Annotated in this window: 21 protein-coding genes; 15 read left to right on the top strand and 6 right to left on the bottom strand. The window is 42.1% G+C overall.

Annotated elements, in window-relative coordinates:
- Positions 1 to 16 precede the first annotated feature (16 nt).
- Positions 17 to 565 carry a carboxymuconolactone decarboxylase family protein gene (locus M1F55_RS08660; RefSeq protein ID WP_004256949.1) on the top strand — a complete coding sequence of 183 codons (549 nt, stop codon included), beginning with the start codon at positions 17 to 19 and terminating at the stop codon, positions 563 to 565.
- A gap of 109 nt (positions 566 to 674) precedes the next feature.
- Positions 675 to 1574, top strand: a complete 900-nt coding sequence (locus tag M1F55_RS08655; RefSeq protein ID WP_247947683.1) for a TDT family transporter — start codon at positions 675 to 677, stop codon at positions 1572 to 1574.
- Between the two features lie 24 nt (positions 1575 to 1598).
- On the opposite strand, the gene serS is transcribed toward M1F55_RS08655, so the two are convergent.
- The 3 genes from serS to M1F55_RS08640 all read right to left on the bottom strand — a co-directional run bounded on the left by serS (position 1599) and on the right by M1F55_RS08640 (position 4825).
- Positions 1599 to 2873 carry a serine--tRNA ligase gene (gene serS, locus M1F55_RS08650; RefSeq protein ID WP_247947682.1) on the bottom strand — a complete coding sequence of 425 codons (1275 nt, stop codon included), beginning with the start codon at positions 2871 to 2873 and terminating at the stop codon, positions 1599 to 1601.
- Between the two features lie 213 nt (positions 2874 to 3086).
- Positions 3087 to 3458, bottom strand: coding sequence for a DUF956 family protein (locus M1F55_RS08645; protein WP_078237889.1), 372 nt, complete (start codon positions 3456 to 3458; stop codon positions 3087 to 3089).
- A gap of 2 nt (positions 3459 to 3460) precedes the next feature.
- A complete protein-coding gene (locus tag M1F55_RS08640) occupies positions 3461 to 4825 on the bottom strand; it encodes an aspartate kinase (RefSeq protein ID WP_000869665.1) in 1365 nt (454 codons plus the stop codon).
- A 209-nt stretch (positions 4826 to 5034) separates the two neighbouring features.
- On the opposite strand from M1F55_RS08640, the gene M1F55_RS08635 reads away from it, so the two are divergent.
- From M1F55_RS08635 to M1F55_RS08575, 13 genes are all read left to right on the top strand, one after another.
- Entirely contained in the window at positions 5035 to 5820 is a 786-nt protein-coding gene (locus tag M1F55_RS08635) for an enoyl-CoA hydratase (RefSeq protein ID WP_247947681.1), read from the top strand.
- Between the two features lie 93 nt (positions 5821 to 5913).
- Positions 5914 to 6348, top strand: coding sequence for a fatty acid biosynthesis transcriptional regulator FabT (fabT, locus tag M1F55_RS08630; RefSeq protein ID WP_000386352.1), 435 nt, complete (start codon positions 5914 to 5916; stop codon positions 6346 to 6348).
- The gene (locus tag M1F55_RS08625) at positions 6348 to 7322 is read left to right on the top strand and encodes a beta-ketoacyl-ACP synthase III (protein WP_247947680.1); all 975 of its coding nucleotides are present in this window, start codon (positions 6348 to 6350) and stop codon (positions 7320 to 7322) included. The genes fabT and M1F55_RS08625 overlap by 1 nt, the downstream gene beginning before the upstream one ends.
- A gap of 59 nt (positions 7323 to 7381) precedes the next feature.
- Entirely contained in the window at positions 7382 to 7606 is a 225-nt protein-coding gene (locus tag M1F55_RS08620) for an acyl carrier protein (RefSeq protein WP_000257838.1), read from the top strand.
- A gap of 117 nt (positions 7607 to 7723) precedes the next feature.
- Positions 7724 to 8698: an enoyl-[acyl-carrier-protein] reductase FabK gene (gene fabK / locus M1F55_RS08615; protein ID WP_247947679.1), complete on the top strand. Its 975-nt coding sequence runs from the start codon at positions 7724 to 7726 to the stop codon at positions 8696 to 8698.
- Entirely contained in the window at positions 8691 to 9614 is a 924-nt protein-coding gene (gene fabD / locus M1F55_RS08610) for an ACP S-malonyltransferase (RefSeq protein WP_084927827.1), read from the top strand. Before fabK ends, fabD begins: the two co-directional genes overlap by 8 nt.
- Before the next feature lie 40 nt (positions 9615 to 9654).
- Positions 9655 to 10386 (top strand): 3-oxoacyl-[acyl-carrier-protein] reductase, encoded by a 732-nt coding sequence (gene fabG / locus M1F55_RS08605; RefSeq protein ID WP_049516242.1) that lies wholly within the window; start codon positions 9655 to 9657, stop codon positions 10384 to 10386.
- 21 nt (positions 10387 to 10407) lie between these two features.
- Entirely contained in the window at positions 10408 to 11643 is a 1236-nt protein-coding gene (gene fabF / locus M1F55_RS08600; RefSeq protein ID WP_045604895.1) for a beta-ketoacyl-ACP synthase II, read from the top strand.
- Positions 11644 to 11645: 2 nt separating this feature from the next.
- Positions 11646 to 12131: an acetyl-CoA carboxylase biotin carboxyl carrier protein gene (gene accB / locus M1F55_RS08595; protein ID WP_247947678.1), complete on the top strand. Its 486-nt coding sequence runs from the start codon at positions 11646 to 11648 to the stop codon at positions 12129 to 12131.
- Positions 12128 to 12550 (top strand): 3-hydroxyacyl-ACP dehydratase FabZ, encoded by a 423-nt coding sequence (gene fabZ / locus M1F55_RS08590; protein ID WP_247947677.1) that lies wholly within the window; start codon positions 12128 to 12130, stop codon positions 12548 to 12550. Before accB ends, fabZ begins: the two co-directional genes overlap by 4 nt.
- Positions 12551 to 12561: 11 nt before the next feature.
- The gene (gene accC, locus M1F55_RS08585) at positions 12562 to 13929 is read left to right on the top strand and encodes an acetyl-CoA carboxylase biotin carboxylase subunit (protein ID WP_247947676.1); all 1368 of its coding nucleotides are present in this window, start codon (positions 12562 to 12564) and stop codon (positions 13927 to 13929) included.
- 36 nt (positions 13930 to 13965) lie between these two features.
- A complete protein-coding gene (gene accD / locus M1F55_RS08580) occupies positions 13966 to 14832 on the top strand; it encodes an acetyl-CoA carboxylase, carboxyltransferase subunit beta (protein WP_023946550.1) in 867 nt (288 codons plus the stop codon).
- The gene (locus M1F55_RS08575) at positions 14829 to 15596 is read left to right on the top strand and encodes an acetyl-CoA carboxylase carboxyl transferase subunit alpha (RefSeq protein WP_049546926.1); all 768 of its coding nucleotides are present in this window, start codon (positions 14829 to 14831) and stop codon (positions 15594 to 15596) included. Before accD ends, M1F55_RS08575 begins: the two co-directional genes overlap by 4 nt.
- A gap of 113 nt (positions 15597 to 15709) precedes the next feature.
- On the opposite strand, the gene nusB is transcribed toward M1F55_RS08575, so the two are convergent.
- From nusB to efp, 3 genes are read right to left on the bottom strand one after another with little or no spacing between them, the layout of a single operon-like run.
- Positions 15710 to 16135 carry a transcription antitermination factor NusB gene (gene nusB, locus M1F55_RS08570; protein WP_049546925.1) on the bottom strand — a complete coding sequence of 142 codons (426 nt, stop codon included), beginning with the start codon at positions 16133 to 16135 and terminating at the stop codon, positions 15710 to 15712.
- On the bottom strand, positions 16128 to 16517 hold the full coding sequence (locus tag M1F55_RS08565) for an Asp23/Gls24 family envelope stress response protein (RefSeq protein ID WP_020902992.1): 390 nt from the start codon (positions 16515 to 16517) through the stop codon (positions 16128 to 16130). Before M1F55_RS08565 ends, nusB begins: the two co-directional genes overlap by 8 nt.
- Before the next feature lie 21 nt (positions 16518 to 16538).
- The gene (gene efp, locus M1F55_RS08560; RefSeq protein ID WP_000568643.1) at positions 16539 to 17099 is read right to left on the bottom strand and encodes an elongation factor P; all 561 of its coding nucleotides are present in this window, start codon (positions 17097 to 17099) and stop codon (positions 16539 to 16541) included.
- Positions 17100 to 17275: the final 176 nt, after the last annotated feature.

Here is a 17275-nt window from a genome sequence, read left to right as displayed (position 1 = left end):
GAAAAGAGGTTTTATGATGACAACATTTACAATCCATACAGTCGAATCAGCACCAGCAGAAGTGAAAGAAGTTCTTGAAACAGTAGAAAAAGATAACAATGGCTATATTCCTAACCTAATTGGTCTCTTGGCTAATGCACCGACTGCTTTAGAGGCTTACCGTACTGTCGGAGCTATCAACCGTCGCAACAGCTTGACACCCGTTGAGCGTGAAGTGGTGCAAATCACAGCAGCCGTAACCAATGGTTGTGCCTTCTGCGTCGCAGGTCACACAGCCTTTTCAATCAAACAAATCCAGATGAATGATGACCTTTTGCAAGCCCTCCGCAATCGTACTCCAATTGAAACAGATCCTAAATTGGACACCCTAGCTAAGTTTACCTTGGCGGTTATCAATACCAAGGGTCGTGTAGGAGATGAAGCCTTATCTGAATTTTTAGAAGCTGGCTACACCCAACAAAATGCCTTGGATGTGGTTCTTGGTGTCAGCCTAGCAAGCCTTTGTAACTATGCCAACAACCTAGCTAATACCCCAATTAATCCAGAATTGCAACCTTATGCTTAATTCATATCTGAGTAAAATGAAGTCTGAAATAATCGGACTTCGTTTTTTTATCCCCTCATTTAAGCACTTTTATGCTATACTGAAGCTGACATGATTATTGGAGGTTAAGATGAAAAAACTCCCCTTGGTATTTTCTGGTTGTTTGCTAGGTTTGGCAGGAGCTGGAAATCTTATGTTAGATACGTTACCGATTCTGTCCCATCTGCTTAGTCTGACAGGTTTGATTTTGTGGATTTACTTTCTGATTTTGCATTTGTTTAGTTGGAAGGAAACCAAGCAAGAATTGACTAAGCCTCCTCTTTTGTCAGGAATGGGGACCTTTCCCATGGCTGGGATGATTTTATCGACTTATGTCTTTCGCATTTTCCCTCATTTGCCAATAGTAGCGCAAGGACTCTGGTGGTTTTCTTTTCTCTTGGATTGGGCCTTGATTGTTATTTTTACAATTAAATTTGCCTATCCATGTAAGAGAGTAAACTCTACTCCCAGCTGGACGGTGCTTTATGTGGGGATAGCAGTGGCAGCCTTGACCTATCCTCTCGTAGGTATCATCGAAATTGCCTATGTGACCTTGATTTTTGGATTTCTCTTGACCTTCTATCTCTATCCACTTATTTATAGCGATTTAAAGAAACATCCACTCCAACTAGCCTTGCTTGGCCAAGAAGGAATCTATTGTGCTCCCTTCTCTCTACTTTTGGCTTCCCTAGTTCGAGTTGGAGGAGCCAGCCTACCGACTTGGCTCTTGATTGCCATGATTTTGGCTTCTCAAACTTTCTTTTTCTTTGTTTTGACTCGCCTGCCCAATATTTTAAAACAAGGCTTTCAACCAGCCTTCTCAGCCCTCACCTTCCCGACCATTATCACAGCTACCTCGCTCAAGATGGCTCAGGGAATCTTGAAACTTCCATTTTTGGATTATTTAGTACTGGCTGAAACCGCTATTTGCTTAATTATTTTAGTCTTTGTGTTAGGCGCTTATCTGAATTGGTTACGAAAAAAGGTCTAGCTAGAAATAGCTAAACCTTATTTTTTATGGTTTGATAACTTCAGCTCCACCCATGTATGGACGAAGTGCTTCTGGGATGGTCACAGAACCATCTTCATTTTGGTAGTTTTCAAGAATAGCAGCCACTGTACGTCCAACTGCAAGTCCAGAACCGTTCAAGGTATGGAGGAGTTTCACCTTGCCGTCTGCTTCATCACGGTAACGGATTTGGGCACGACGGGCTTGGAAATCTTCTGTGTTTGAACAACTTGAGATTTCACGGTAGGTATTTTGCGCTGGAATCCAAACTTCCAAGTCGTAAGTCTTGGCAGCTGAGAAGCCCATATCTCCAGTAGAGAGCGCAACGACACGGTATGGAAGGTTAAGTTTTTGAAGAATGTTTTCAGCGTTGGCTGTCATTTTTTCCAATTCTTCGTAAGATTCTTCTGGTTTGGCAAATTTAACCATTTCAACCTTATGGAATTGGTGCAAACGAATCAAGCCACGAGTATCACGACCAGCTGAACCAGCCTCAGAACGGAATGAAGGACTCATAGCAGTGAAGTAGATTGGCAGGTCTTTACCGTCCAGGATTTCATCACGGTAGTAGTTTGTTAGAGGAACCTCAGCTGTAGGAATAAGGACATAATTGCTGTCGCTGAGTTCAAAAGTGTCTTCCTTGAATTTTGGATATTGACCAGTACCAAACATAGAATCGTGGTTAACCATGTAAGGTGTGATGACTTCTGTATAGCCTTCTTTTCCATGTTCATCCAACATAAAGTTGTAGATAGCACGTTCCAAACGAGCACCGAGACCTTTATAGAAGAGGAAACGAGCGCCTGTTACCTTACCACCGCGTTCCCAGTCAAGGATACCAAGATCTTCACCAAGATCCCAGTGAGCTTTTGGCTCGAAATCGAACTCGCGTGGAGTGCCCCAACGGCGAACTTCCACATTGTCATCTTCGTCAACCCCAACAGGAACGCTATCAGCTGGAATATTTGGAAGAGTCGTGGTAAATTCTGTCAATTTAGCATCGATGTTTGCCAATTCAGCGTCCAAAGCTTTGACTTCAGCAGATAGAGTTTGCATAGCAGCAATCCTGTCATCTGCATTTTCTTTGTTACGCTTAGCTTGGGCAATCTCAGCAGAAACTGTGTTTCGTTCTGCTTTGAGAGTTTCAACCTTGACCAAAATGTCACGACGTTTAGCATCGATTTCTTTCATCTCGTTTAAGATAGCAGCATCTACACCACGTGTAGCCAATTTTTCTGCGACAGCATCAAAGTCTGTACGAATACGTTTGATATCTAACATAAGAACTCCTTTATGAAAAAAGCACACCTGACAAAGCGTTGGAGTGGCAGGGCCACGGTTCCATCCAACTTCACAGGAGTGCACTTGATTGTGTATGTAATTGTTACTAACGGTAGAATTTCACCTATCCCTCCTATCTGCTCGCAGCACCCGCAGACTTTCTGAAAGAAGAAGATAACCTACTTATCCGTTGCTATGATTATACTAAAGTTTCTACTTTTTTGCAAATAGATTTTTAAATTTTTGACCAATGGTCTGGAGTAGAGTCGGAAGTTTCACGACCTTGTCATTGCCCAGTTTTTCACGAGCAATTTTGAGGATGGCACCTGAGTCTTTTGAAGAAAAGAGGAATTTTCCTCTGTCTGTAAAGACTTCGAAGTGGCGACTGATTTTTCGCCCAGTGACATTTGCCCCAATTTGGTTGATATGGCTCCAAGGAATCTGGATAAATTGTTCAACATTGACATCGGGGTAAAATTCCAAAGCCTGATCTCCGACAAGGAATTTCCCAACTTTCCCAGCTATAGAGAGGTAGGAGGTGCCTGTCGTATTGAGGAGCACTGTTTTGTTAAGTGATTGAGCCATGCTTAGTCTTCCTTACTTTCACCGAAAAAGGCATTGTAGAGGGCTTTAATAGCTGCTTTCTCTTGGTCCTTATGGACAACAAACATGATAGATACTTCACTAGAACCTTGAGACATCATCTGTATGTTGATCTTATTTTCAGATAGAGCGCGTGTTGCAGTGGCAGTTACTCCAATATGACTCTTCATCTTTTCACCAACAATCATAATGATAGAAAGGTCGTGTTCGATTTCTGCATGATCTACTTCAGCCTTTTGCACCAACTGACGAAGGATTTCTTCTTCCTTGATAGGAGTTAGTTCGCGAGAACGGAGAATGATAGAAAGATCGTCGATACCTGTTGGCATATGTTCCCAACCAATGTTGAGGTCTTCAAGGATCTGCAGAACTTTGCGTCCAAAACCAACCTCACGGTTCATGAGGTATTTAGACATGTTGATGCTGACAAAGCCAGAGTCACCAGCAATTCCTACTACTGGGAATTCATCACTACTATGTTTTAGAACGATACGAGTACCTGGGTGGTCAGGGTTGTTGGTATTCTTGATAACGAGAGGGATTTTTCCACGGTAGGCAGGAAGAAGTGCTTCGTCATGAAGAACTGAGAAGCCTGCATAGGCCAACTCACGCATTTCACGGTAGGTCAACTCTGGGATAGAGTGTGGTTGGTGAATGATTCCTGGGTGAGCCGCAAAGATACCATCAACATCCGTAAAGTTTTCATAGAGGTCTGCCTTAACACCGGCAGCAATGATAGAACCTGTAATGTCTGATCCTCCACGTGAGAAGGTACAGATTTGATTTTCCTTGGTAACTCCAAAGAAACCAGGAATGACAAGAACTTCATTTGTATTTGTCAATTCTTCAATCTTGTCATAACTTGATGGAATGATGCGAGCGTGACCAGGTTCACTTGTGACCACAATACCAGCTTCTCTAGGGTGCACATAGCGTGCATCGATCCCGTTTTGATTAAAGTAGGCAGCAATCAATTTAGCATTGTTATTTTCACCAGCTGCTAGGAAAGTGTCGTAGAGAAATTCGTTTTCTTCGATAGGAAGAGTAGCTAAGGCACGAATGCTTTTAGAAATTTTTTCTAGCACAGCTGGTTTAAGACCTAGTTCACTAACCATAGCAGCATAGCGGTCGATAATCCAGTTTTGACTCTTACTAATATCGTTACCAGCAACATAGTCGCGGTAGTATTTAATCAAGGCATCCGTAACCTTAGTATCTTCAGCATTGCGTTTACCAGGCGCAGAAACGACTACAAAACGACGCTCTGAATCGCTTTTTACGATGTTTAAAACTTTTTCTAATTGACTAGCAGAGGCAAGAGAGCTACCTCCAAATTTAACAACCTTCATAAGAACTCCTAAAGTAAGTATTTTATACGATTATAGCAGAAAGAAAGCCTTTTTTCAATGAAGAAAATAAGATGCTTTCTAGTATAAAGCGATCCTTTCTAATCGGCTGAGACACTTTCAGTTGATTTTTTCTTGCTTTCTGATTTTAAAAAAGATATACTTTGAAAATAGAATAATTTAAACTGCTTATAAAATAAAAAGGAGTCCTGATGGAACACATTATTTATCAGCTTGAAGAGGATTTGGCAATTCTTACCTTGAATCGTCCTGAGGTCGCGAATGGTTTTCATATTCCTATGTGTGAGGAGATTTTAGAAGCTCTGACTTTGGCAGACGAGGATCCGGCTGTGCATTTTGTCTTAATCAACGCGAATGGCAAAGTCTTCTCTGTTGGGGGAGATTTGGTTGAGATGAAGCGAGCAGTCGATGAGGATGATATTCCATCATTGACGAAAATCGCAGAATTGGTCAATACTATTTCTTATAAAATCAAGCAAATTGCTAAACCTGTCTTGATGGAGGTTGATGGGGCTGTTGCAGGTGCCGCAGCGAATATGGCTGTTGCTGCAGATTTCTGTCTGGCAACGGATAAGGCTAAATTTATCCAAGCCTTTGTTGGAGTTGGCTTGGCTCCGGATGCAGGAGGAATTCATCTCTTGAGTCGAAGTATTGGTGTGACGCGTGCTGCTCAATTAGCTATGACAGGTGAGGCTTTGAACGCAGAAAAAGCTCTAGAGTGGGGGCTGGTTTACCGTGTCTGTGAAGCTGATAAACTTGAAAAGACGAGAGAACAGCTTCTTAAAAAATTAAGACGTGGTTCAAGCAATTCCTATGCTGCCATTAAGAAGTTGGTGTGGGAGAGCCAATTCAAAGATTGGCAAGATTATGCTACTTTAGAACTGAACCTACAGGAATCCTTAGCTCAAACAGAGGATTTCAAAGAAGGAGTTCGGGCTCATTCGGAAAGAAGACGACCTAAATTTACAGGAAAATAAAAAAATACTTGCACCATTCTTTGAACTTTGATATAATTCTTTTGTCAAATGTTTTGATTCTAAAAGTTTTTTTGAAAAGGAGGGAAGGAAAGATTGGACTACCAACGAATTAATGAATACTTAACGTCTATATTTAACAATGTCCTCGTTATTGAGGAAGTTAGCTTGAGGGGTAGTCGTTTCAAGGATATCTCCATCAAAGAAATGCATACGATTGATGTAATTGGGAAATTCCCAGACGTGACACCAAGTCAAGTGTCGAAAGAGTTGATGGTGACTCTTGGGACAGTTACGACTAGTTTGAATAATCTCGAACGCAAGGGTTACATTGAACGCATTCGTTCAGAACATGATCGTCGTGTGGTGCATCTGCATTTGACAAAGAAAGGTCGCTTGGTTCATAGGCTACATAAACGCTTCCACAAGGCCATGGTTGAAAAAATCATTGATGGTATGAGTAAGCAAGAAATGGAGGTTATGAGTAAAGGCTTGACCAATCTTTATCAATTTTTGGAGGATTTGAGATAATGGCTTTTGCAAAAATAAGCCAGGTTGCTCATTATGTGCCAGAGCAAGTGGTTACAAATCATGATTTGGCTCAGATTATGGATACCAATGATGAGTGGATTTCAAGTCGGACGGGAATACGACAAAGGCATATTTCAAGAACAGAATCTACTAGTGATTTGGCTACAGAGGTTGCTAAGAAACTGATGGCAAAAGCTGAAATCACAGGAGAGGAGTTGGATTTTATCATCCTAGCTACCATTACTCCCGATTCGATGATGCCCTCTACAGCTGCTCGTGTTCAAGCTAATATTGGTGCTAATAAGGCCTTTGCTTTTGACCTAACAGCAGCTTGCAGTGGATTTGTATTTGCTCTTTCAACTGCTGAAAAGTTTATCGCTTCTGGTCGCTTTCAAAAAGGCTTGGTGATTGGTAGTGAAACCCTCTCTAAAGCAGTCGATTGGTCAGACCGATCAACAGCTGTTTTGTTTGGAGATGGTGCTGGTGGAGTCTTGCTAGAAGCTAGCGAGAAAGAGCATTTTTTGGCTGAGAGTCTCAATAGTGATGGGAGTCGTAGCGAGTGTCTAACTTATGGACATTCAGGCTTGCATTCTCCGTTTTCAGATCAAGAAAGTGCAGATTCATTTTTGAAGATGGATGGGCGCGCAGTCTTTGATTTTGCTATTCGGGATGTAGCCAAGTCTATCAAGCAGACTATTGAAGAATCTCCTGTAGAGGCAACAGACTTGGATTATCTGCTACTTCATCAGGCTAATGACCGTATCTTGGATAAAATGGCTAAAAAAATTGGTGTTAACCGAGATAAACTTCCAGCCAATATGATGGAATATGGCAATACCAGTGCAGCCAGTATCCCGATTTTACTTTCAGAGTGTGTAGAACAAGGCCTCATCCGTTTAGATGGTAGCCAGACTGTTCTACTATCAGGCTTCGGTGGAGGCTTGACATGGGGCACGCTCATTCTTACAATTTAGGTAATCATGTGGTGAACACATTGTTATAAAAAAACTATTTATTTTAAAGGAGTCCTATCATGGCAGTATTTGAAAAAGTACAAGAAATTATCGTTGAAGAACTTGGGAAAGACGCATCAGAAGTAACACTTGAATCAACTTTTGATGATTTGGACGCAGATTCATTGGACTTGTTCCAAGTAATCTCAGAAATCGAAGATGCTTTTGATATCCAAATCGAAGCAGAAGATGACTTGAAAACAGTTGGTGACTTGGTTGCCTATGTTGAAGAGCAAACAAAATAAGCAGAATATAAGATAGAAGGAGTAGGGAAACCCGCTCCCTCTTGTTTAGGCAATAGTTTGATTGTCAAATTATGACGGTATCGAACTATTACGTAAGCAAGAAACGATGGAGGCACTATGAAAACGCGTATTACAGAATTATTGAACATTGATTATCCTATTTTTCAAGGAGGAATGGCCTGGGTTGCTGATGGTGATTTGGCAGGAGCTGTTTCCAAGGCTGGAGGACTAGGGATTATCGGTGGGGGGAATGCCCCTAAAGAAGTTGTCAAGGAAAATATTGATAAAATCAAATCATTGACTGATAAACCCTTTGGTGTCAACATTATGCTCTTGTCTCCCTTTGTGGAAGATATTGTAGACCTCGTTATCGAGGAAGGTGTTAAGGTAGTGACAACAGGTGCAGGAAATCCAAGCAAATACATGGAACGTTTCCATGAAGCTGGTATTACGGTTATTCCTGTTGTTCCAAGTGTTGCCCTAGCTAGACGCATGGAAAAAATCGGTGCAGATGCCGTTATTGCAGAAGGAATGGAAGCTGGGGGGCATATCGGTAAATTAACAACCATGACCTTGGTGCGCCAGGTTGCTGCTGCTGTATCTATTCCTGTTATTGCTGCAGGAGGGATTGCAGATGGTGAAGGTGCTGCAGCTGGCTTTATGCTAGGTGCAGAAGCTGTTCAGGTTGGAACTCGCTTTGTCGTTGCAAAAGAGTCTAATGCCCATCCAAATTATAAGGCGAAAATTTTAAAAGCTAGAGATATCGATACTACGATTTCAGCTCAACACTTTGGACATGCTGTTCGTGCGATTAAAAACCAATTGACTCGTGATTTTGAAAAAGCTGAGAAAGATGCCTTTAAACAAGAAAATCCAGATTTGGAAATTTTTGAACAAATGGGAGCAGGTGCACTAGCCAAAGCAGTTGTTCACGGAGATGTGGATGGTGGATCTGTTATGGCAGGTCAAATTGCTGGGCTTGTTTCCAAAGAAGAAACCGTTGAAGAAATCCTAAAAGATTTGTATTACGGAGCAGCTAAGAAAATTCAAGAAGAAGCCTCTCGTTGGGCAGGAGTTGTAAGAAATGACTAAAACGGCCTTTTTATTTGCTGGCCAAGGTGCCCAGTATCTAGGTATGGGACGGGATCTCTATGATCACTACCCTATTGTCAAAGAAACGATTGATCAAGCGAGTCAGGTACTCGGTTATGATTTGCGTTATCTCATTGATACGGAAGAAGCAAAACTTAACCAGACCCGCTATACGCAACCAGCTATTTTAGCGACTTCAGTTGCTATTTACCGTTTATTGCAAGAAAAGGGCTATCAGCCTGATATGGTTGCTGGTTTGTCCCTTGGGGAATATTCTGCCTTGGTGGCCAGCGGCGCCTTGGATTTTGAAGAAGCTGTTGCCTTAGTTGCTAAGCGTGGAGCCTATATGGAAGAAGCGGCCCCTGCTGGTTCTGGCAAGATGGTAGCAGTTCTCAATACGCCAGTAGAGGTCATTGAGGAAGCCTGTCAAAAAGCTTCTGAACTCGGAGTGGTTACCCCAGCCAACTATAATACACCTGCACAAATCGTGATTGGTGGAGAAGTGGTTGCAGTTGATCGAGCTGTAGAACTCTTGCAGGAAGCAGGCACCAAACGCTTGATTCCTCTCAAGGTTTCAGGACCTTTTCATACCGCTCTCCTTGAGCCTGCTAGCCAGAAACTAGCTGAAACTCTAGCTCAGGTAAGTTTTTCAGATTTCACTTGTCCCCTAGTCGGCAATACAGAAGCTGCAGTTATGAAAAAAGAAGACATTGCTCAACTTTTGACGCGTCAGGTCAAGGAGCCAGTTCGTTTCTATGAAAGTATTGGGGTCATGCAAGAAGCAGGCGTAACCAACTTTATCGAGATTGGTCCGGGGAAAGTCTTGTCAGGCTTTGTGAAAAAAATTGATAAGACAGCTAAATTAGCCAATGTTGAAGATCAGGCTAGCTTGGAAGCCTTGCTAGAAAACAAGTAATCCCTTCTCCCATAAATACAAGAGGAAACAGGAGAAAAGAATGCAACTAAAAAATAAAAATATCTTTATTACAGGTTCGAGTCGTGGAATTGGTCTTGCTATTGCCCACAAGTTTGCTCAAGCAGGAGCCAATATTGTTTTAAACAGTCGTGGTGCAATTTCAGAAGAATTGCTCGCTGAGTTTTCAAACTATGGTGTCAAGGTGGTTCTTATATCAGGAGATGTATCAGATTTTGCAGACGCTAAGCGTATGGTTGAGAAAGCTATTGCAGAGCTGGGTTCAGTAGATGTTTTGGTTAACAATGCAGGAATTACTCAAGATACCCTGATGCTCAAGATGACAGAAGCGGATTTTGAAAAAGTGCTTAAAGTTAACTTAACTGGTGCCTTTAACATGACACAATCAGTCTTGAAACCGATGATGAAAGCCAGAGAAGGTGCTATCATTAATATGTCTAGCGTAGTTGGTTTGATGGGAAATATCGGTCAAGCTAACTATGCAGCTTCTAAGGCTGGTTTGATTGGTTTTACCAAGTCTGTGGCGCGTGAAGTGGCCAATCGCAATATCAGGGTTAATGCTATTGCACCTGGAATGATTGAGTCCGATATGACAGCTGTTCTATCAGACAAGGTAAAAGATGCTATGCTGGCACAAATTCCTATGAAAGAATTTGGGCAGGCAGAGCAGGTTGCAGATTTGACAGTATTTTTAGCAGGCCAAGATTATCTAACTGGTCAAGTGGTTGCCATTGATGGTGGCTTAAGTATGTAGCAGAAGCTAGAGGTAAAAAAGATGAAACTAAATCGCGTAGTAGTAACAGGTTATGGAGTAACATCTCCAATCGGAAATACACCAGAAGAATTTTGGAATAGTTTGACAACTGGAAAAATCGGAATTGGCCAAATTACAAAATTTGATCATAGTGACTTTGATGTGCATAATGCAGCAGAAATTCAAGATTTTCCTTTTGATAAATACTTTGTAAAGAAAGATACCAATCGTTTTGATAACTATTCTTTGTATGCTTTGTACGCAGCCCAAGAGGCTGTCAATCATGCCAATCTGGATGTAGAGGCTATTGACAAGGATCGTTTTGGTGTTATTGTTGCCTCTGGTATTGGTGGAATCAAGGAAATTGAAGATCAAGTACTTCGCTTAAATGATAAAGGTCCAAAACGTGTGAAACCATTGACCCTTCCAAAAGCCTTGCCAAATATGGCTTCAGGAAATGTTGCTATGCGTTTTGGAGCAAACGGTGTTTGTAAATCTATCAATACTGCCTGCGCTTCATCAAATGATGCGATTGGGGATGCCTTCCGCTCAATCAAGTTTGGTTTCCAAGATGTTATGTTGGTAGGTGGTTCGGAAGCTTCTATTACACCTTTCGCTATTGCTGGTTTCCAAGCCCTAACAGCTCTCTCTACTACAGAGGATCCAACTCGTGCTTCTATTCCATTTGATAAGGACCGTAATGGTTTTGTTATGGGTGAAGGTTCAGGGATGTTGGTTCTTGAAAGTCTTGAACACGCTGAAAAACGTGGGGCAACCATCCTTGCTGAAGTAGTTGGTTACGGAAATACTTGTGATGCCTACCATATGACTTCTCCTCATCCAGAAGGTCAGGGAGCTATCAAGGCCATCAAACTAGCCTTGGAAGAAGCTGAGATTTCTCCAGAGCAAGTAGCCTATGTCAATGCTCACGGAACGTCAACTCCTGCTAATGAAAAAGGAGAAAGTGGAGCTATTGTAGCTGTTCTTGGTAAGGAAGTACCTGTGTCATCAACCAAATCATTCACGGGCCATTTGCTGGGGGCTGCGGGTGCTGTAGAAGCTATCGTTACAATCGAAGCTATGCGTCATAACTTTGTACCAATGACAGCTGGAACAAGTGAAGTATCAGATTATATCGAAGCCAATGTCGTTTATGGACAAGGCTTGGAGCAAGAAATTCCATACGCTATTTCAAATACCTTTGGTTTTGGTGGCCACAATGCAGTTCTTGCTTTCAAACGTTGGGAGAATAAATAAGTATGAATTTAAACGATATTAAAGACTTGATGGCCCAATTTGACCAATCAAGTTTGAGAGAATTTTCTTATAAAAATGGGACGGATGAGTTGCAGTTTAGCAAGAATGAAGCGAGAGTTGTGTCTGAAGTTGCAGCTCAAGTCGCTCCAGCGCCCGTTCTAGCAACACCAAGTCCAGTAGTTCCTACATCTACTCCAGCAGAGACTGTAGCAGAAGATGTCCCAGTTCCAGCTGAAGCAAGTGTGGCTGCTGAGGGAGATGTTGTAGAGAGTCCACTTGTTGGGGTGGCTTACTTGGCTGCTGGTCCTGATAAACCTGCCTTCGTTTCAGTTGGTGATAGTGTCAAAAAAGGTCAGACATTGGTGATCATCGAAGCCATGAAAGTCATGAATGAAATTCCAGCACCTAAGGATGGTGTGGTAACAGAAATTCTCGTTTCTAACGAAGAAATGGTTGAGTTTGGTAAAGGATTGGTACGTATCAAATGATCGATATTCAAGGAATCAAAGAAGCCCTTCCCCACTGTTATCCTATGCTCCTAGTAGACCGTGTGTTGGAAGTGAGCGAGGATACCATTGTTGCCATCAAAAATGTAACCATCAATGAGCCCTTCTTCAACGGTCATTTTCCTCAATACCCTGTCATGCCAGGTGTTCTGATTATGGAAGCCTTGGCGCAAACAGCTGGTGTCTTGGAGTTATCAAAACCTGAAAATAAAGGTAAACTAGTCTTTTACGCTGGTATGGACAAGGTCAAGTTTAAGAAGCAAGTTGTACCAGGTGACCAATTAGTTATGACGGCAACGTTTGTAAAACGTCGTGGCACCATAGCTGTGGTTGAAGCAAAGGCTGAAGTGGATGGCAAGCTTGCGGCCAGTGGAACTCTTACCTTTGCAATAGGGAACTAAGGAGGTTCTCCATGTTTCGAAAAATTTTAATTGCCAATCGTGGTGAAATTGCGGTTCGTATTATCCGTGCGGCGCGTGAATTGGGCATTGCGACGGTGGCGGTTTATTCAACTGCTGATAAGGAAGCTCTTCATACGCTTTTGGCAGATGAAGCGGTTTGTATCGGCCCTGGTAAGGCAACTGAGTCTTATCTCAATATTAATGCGGTTCTATCAGCTGCAGTCTTGACTGAGGCAGAAGCTATTCACCCAGGTTTTGGATTTCTCAGTGAAAATTCCAAATTTGCGACCATGTGTGAAGAAGTTGGTATCAAGTTTATTGGCCCATCTGGACATGTCATGGATATGATGGGGGATAAAATCAATGCACGTGCTCAGATGATCAAGGCAGGTGTACCTGTCATTCCAGGTTCAGATGGAGAAGTGCATAACTCTGAGGAAGCTTTGATTGTTGCTGAAAAAATTGGCTATCCTGTTATGCTCAAGGCTTCAGCAGGTGGTGGTGGTAAAGGGATTCGTAAGGTTGGAAAACCAGAAGACCTCGTTTCAGCCTTTGAGACCGCCTCTAGTGAAGCCAAGGCTAATTATGGCAATGGTGCCATGTACATAGAACGGGTCATCTATCCAGCTCGTCATATCGAGGTTCAAATCTTAGGAGATGAACACGGAAATGTGATTCACTTGGGTGAACGGGATTGTTCTCTTCAACGGAATAACCAAAAGGTTTTGGAAGAAAGTCCTTCAATTGCAATCGGAAAAACGCTGCGTCATGAAATCGGTGCGGCTGCTGTTCGAGCTGCAGAGTCTGTTGGTTATGAAAATGCAGGGACCATTGAGTTTCTTCTTGATGAAGCCAGTGGTAAATTCTATTTTATGGAGATGAATACTCGTGTACAAGTAGAACATCCAGTAACAGAATTTGTTTCAGGTGTGGATATCGTTAAGGAACAGATTCGCATTGCGGCAGGTCAGCCTCTGTCTGTTAAGCAAGAAGATATTGTCCTACGCGGTCATGCCATCGAGTGTCGTATCAATGCAGAAAATCCAGCCTTCAACTTTGCTCCTAGTCCAGGTAAGATTACCAATCTCCATCTGCCAAGTGGTGGAGTTGGCTTGCGCGTGGATTCAGCAGTTTATCCAGGCTATACCATTCCACCTTATTATGATAGTATGATTGCTAAAATCATCGTTCACGGTGAAAATCGTTTTGATGCCTTGATGAAAATGCAACGTGCCCTCTATGAATTAGAGATTGAAGGGGTGCAGACCAATGCAGATTTCCAGCTTGACCTCATTTCAGATCGCAATGTCATTGCTGGAGATTACGATACTTCCTTCTTGATGGAAACCTTTTTACCCAAGTATCAAGAAAAAGAATAAAATGACTTCAAGAGTTTAAACCGAAAAGGGGAATCAATGGCTCTATTTAGTAAAAAAGATAAGTATATTCGAATCAATCCCAATCGTTCGGTTAGGGAAAAACCTCAAGCCAAGCCAGAGGTTCCAGATGAATTATTCTCCCAGTGTCCAGGCTGTAAGCATACCATTTATCAGAAGGATCTGGGAAGTGAGCGTATCTGTCCGCACTGTAGTTACACCTTTCGTATTTCTGCCCAAGAACGCTTGGCTTTGACGATTGATATGGGAACCTTCAAGGAATTGTTTACAGGGATTGAAAGCAAGGATCCCTTGCATTTCCCTGGTTATCAAAAGAAACTAGCAACTATGCGTGAAAAAACAGGTCTGGATGAAGCCGTTGTGACAGGAACAGCTCTTATAAAAGGTCAGACTGTGGCTCTTGGGATTATGGATTCTAACTTTATCATGGCTTCTATGGGTACAGTTGTAGGTGAGAAAATCACTCGCTTGTTTGAGTATGCGACTGTCGAACAATTGCCAGTTGTTCTCTTCACAGCCTCTGGTGGCGCCCGTATGCAGGAAGGGATCATGAGTCTCATGCAGATGGCCAAGATTTCTGCAGCGGTTAAACGCCATTCAAATGCAGGCCTCTTTTACCTGACCATTTTGACAGATCCAACGACAGGTGGTGTAACAGCTTCCTTCGCTATGGAAGGCGATATCATTCTAGCTGAACCACAAAGTTTGGTTGGTTTTGCTGGGCGTCGTGTGATTGAAAATACGGTTCGTGAAAGCTTACCTGAGGATTTCCAAAAGGCAGAATTCCTATTGGAACATGGCTTTGTGGATGCTATTATCAAAAGAAGAGACTTACCAGATACGATTGCTAGTCTAGTCAGATTGCATGGAGGGTGTCCTAGATGAATATTGCAAAAATAGTCAGAGAAGCGCGTGAGCAGAGTCGTTTGACAACCTTGGACTTTGCGACAGGCATTTTTGATGAATTTATCCAATTACATGGTGACCGTTCTTTTCGTGATGATGGTGCAGTTGTTGGTGGTATTGGCTGGCTTGGGGACCAAGCTGTAACAGTGGTTGGTATCCAAAAAGGCAAGAGTTTACAAGATAACCTCAAGAGGAATTTTGGTCAACCGCATCCAGAAGGCTACCGTAAGGCCCTACGTTTGATGAAACAGGCTGAAAAGTTTGGTCGTCCAGTTGTGACCTTTATCAATACTGCAGGTGCCTATCCTGGTGTGGGAGCGGAAGAACGTGGTCAGGGAGAAGCTATTGCTCGCAATCTCATGGAAATGAGTGACCTGAAAGTTCCGATTATCGCCATCATTATAGGAGAAGGTGGTTCAGGCGGGGCTCTGGCTCTAGCAGTCGCAGACCGTGTTTGGATGCTGGAAAATTCTATCTATGCTATTCTCAGTCCAGAAGGCTTTGCTTCCATTTTATGGAAGGACGGAACTCGTGCCATGGAAGCGGCTGAACTGATGAAAATCACTTCACACGAGCTGCTAGAAATGGACGTGGTGGACAAGGTGATTTCTGAAGCAGGACTTTCTAGCAAAGAATTAATTAAGAATGTCAAAAAAGAACTCCAAGATGAGCTAGCTAGACTTTCACAAAAATCGTTAGAAGCGTTGTTGGAAGAACGTTATCAACGATTTAGAAAATACTAATACCTCAGAATACATAAAAACTAGAACTGGCAGTCAGTTCTAGTTTTTATGTGGTTCTTACTCTGTATCAAGGACGAAGTAAAAGGTGCTTGGAAGACCAAACACCTTTTCGATTATTCATTTTCTTCAGTTACAAATTGACTAAGCAGTCCATTGATAAAACGGGCTGATTTTTGATCTGAAAAATTCTTAGCAAGTTCAATGGCTTCATTGACTGCTACCAGCTGAGGTGTATCAAATGATGTGATTTCAAAGATACCCAAGCGTAGTAAGTTTTTTTCGATCAAGGTCAATCGTTCAACTGTCCAGCCTGACTTGAGGTGCTGGTTGATTTGTTTATCCAACTCGTCTTTTTGAGCTTGAACGCCAGAAACCAAGTTTAGAAGAAAGGCAGGGATTTGCACATCTGCATCTTCACGGTCATGCGTGTAGGCAAAGTGACAAGCTGTTTCCATATCTGTACCGAATTCAAGGCTCATAAGAGCTTGAAAAGCGCATTTACGAAGTTCGCGTCTAGATTCTAATAATGGACTAGTCATTGAGGAAGTCCTCGTTAAATAGATCTTTCAACTCAGGTTTTGGTGTTTTGTCTGGAACGATTCCTGCAACATGGATGTTGACAGCAGAAAGTTCCACATCAGCCATATCACGGACAGCATCTTTGACTGCTTTTTGAATAGCAAGAGCAACTTTTGGTACTTTCACACCGTACTCAAGATAGAGGTAGATGTCAGCAGTTAGTTCTTCGTTGCTTTCTTTTAAGTAGACGCCGCGTCCAAGAGAGAGTTTTGATAGGGTATCAGATACGGATTTATTTGAAAATGAGTGGACACCATCAACTTTAGCAGTTGCGATGGCAATGATTTTTTCAAGTACACGTGGAGCGATAACGATTTCGCCAAATTGTTCTTCAATTCCCATAGAATGACCTCTTTCTAGAGATTAGGCACGAGAAACGTAAGTTCCTTCTGCAGTGTTGATGATCAATTTTTGTCCAGCTTCGATGAAGTCAGGAACGTTGACAACAAGTCCAGTTTCCATAGTTGCTGGTTTACCAGAACCTGTAACAGTCGCACCTTTGATAGATGGTTGTGTTTCAGCAACTGTCAATTCAACAGTAGTTGGTACAGTTACACCAATCACTTCAGTTCCGTAGAATTGAATTTTCACATCAGAGTTTTCAAGGATGTAAAGCAATTCATTTTCAACATTTACGACTGGGATTTCGTATTGGTCGTAAGTTTCAGTGTTCATGAAGTAGGCAGTTTCATCCATTTTGTACAAGTATTGAGCTGGAACAGTTTCGATAATAGCTTGTTCGAATTTTTCTTCTGGACGGTAGCTTGTGTCAAATGTAGAACCAGTACGGACATCACGCAATTTCATACGCATGATTGTGTTTCCTTTACCTGGTTTGTGGTGGCTAGCTTCCAAAACGCGGATCAATTTTCCGTCTGCAGTTTCAAATGTCATACCAGCTTTCAATTTGCTTGCTTCAATCATGTTTTTACCTCTTTAATAAATATTGTTACTCTTCATTTTACCATAAAATCTTCTGGAAATAAAGCCAAAATAGTTAATGGGATTTGGTAGGGGAGAAAAGGTAACTTCTCAAAGTAACTTCCACTTGCCTGACCAAAGTGGAAATTAGTCTAAAACGGATTTTTATGGTGGAATTA

The organism is Streptococcus mitis, assembly GCF_023109235.1.
In the GTDB taxonomy this organism is placed as follows: Bacteria; Bacillota; Bacilli; order Lactobacillales; family Streptococcaceae; genus Streptococcus; species Streptococcus mitis_DA.
The sequence above is the reverse complement of the archived record's forward strand: the minus strand, read 5'-3'. Positions and strand labels throughout refer to the sequence as shown.

Coding starts and splice junctions, on each gene's coding strand:
- M1F55_RS08660 (WP_004256949.1), top strand. CDS start 17: ATGACAACATTTACAATCCATACAGTCGAATCAGCACCAGCAGAAGTG.
- M1F55_RS08655 (WP_247947683.1), top strand. CDS start 675: ATGAAAAAACTCCCCTTGGTATTTTCTGGTTGTTTGCTAGGTTTGGCA.
- serS (WP_247947682.1), bottom strand. CDS start 2,873: ATGTTAGATATCAAACGTATTCGTACAGACTTTGATGCTGTCGCAGAA.
- M1F55_RS08645 (WP_078237889.1), bottom strand. CDS start 3,458: ATGGCTCAATCACTTAACAAAACAGTGCTCCTCAATACGACAGGCACC.
- M1F55_RS08640 (WP_000869665.1), bottom strand. CDS start 4,825: ATGAAGGTTGTTAAATTTGGAGGTAGCTCTCTTGCCTCTGCTAGTCAA.
- M1F55_RS08635 (WP_247947681.1), top strand. CDS start 5,035: ATGGAACACATTATTTATCAGCTTGAAGAGGATTTGGCAATTCTTACC.
- M1F55_RS08625 (WP_247947680.1), top strand. CDS start 6,348: ATGGCTTTTGCAAAAATAAGCCAGGTTGCTCATTATGTGCCAGAGCAA.
- M1F55_RS08620 (WP_000257838.1), top strand. CDS start 7,382: ATGGCAGTATTTGAAAAAGTACAAGAAATTATCGTTGAAGAACTTGGG.
- fabK (WP_247947679.1), top strand. CDS start 7,724: ATGAAAACGCGTATTACAGAATTATTGAACATTGATTATCCTATTTTT.
- fabD (WP_084927827.1), top strand. CDS start 8,691: ATGACTAAAACGGCCTTTTTATTTGCTGGCCAAGGTGCCCAGTATCTA.
- fabG (WP_049516242.1), top strand. CDS start 9,655: ATGCAACTAAAAAATAAAAATATCTTTATTACAGGTTCGAGTCGTGGA.
- fabF (WP_045604895.1), top strand. CDS start 10,408: ATGAAACTAAATCGCGTAGTAGTAACAGGTTATGGAGTAACATCTCCA.
- accB (WP_247947678.1), top strand. CDS start 11,646: ATGAATTTAAACGATATTAAAGACTTGATGGCCCAATTTGACCAATCA.
- fabZ (WP_247947677.1), top strand. CDS start 12,128: ATGATCGATATTCAAGGAATCAAAGAAGCCCTTCCCCACTGTTATCCT.
- accC (WP_247947676.1), top strand. CDS start 12,562: ATGTTTCGAAAAATTTTAATTGCCAATCGTGGTGAAATTGCGGTTCGT.
- accD (WP_023946550.1), top strand. CDS start 13,966: ATGGCTCTATTTAGTAAAAAAGATAAGTATATTCGAATCAATCCCAAT.
- M1F55_RS08575 (WP_049546926.1), top strand. CDS start 14,829: ATGAATATTGCAAAAATAGTCAGAGAAGCGCGTGAGCAGAGTCGTTTG.
- nusB (WP_049546925.1), bottom strand. CDS start 16,135: ATGACTAGTCCATTATTAGAATCTAGACGCGAACTTCGTAAATGCGCT.
- M1F55_RS08565 (WP_020902992.1), bottom strand. CDS start 16,517: ATGGGAATTGAAGAACAATTTGGCGAAATCGTTATCGCTCCACGTGTA.
- efp (WP_000568643.1), bottom strand. CDS start 17,099: ATGATTGAAGCAAGCAAATTGAAAGCTGGTATGACATTTGAAACTGCA.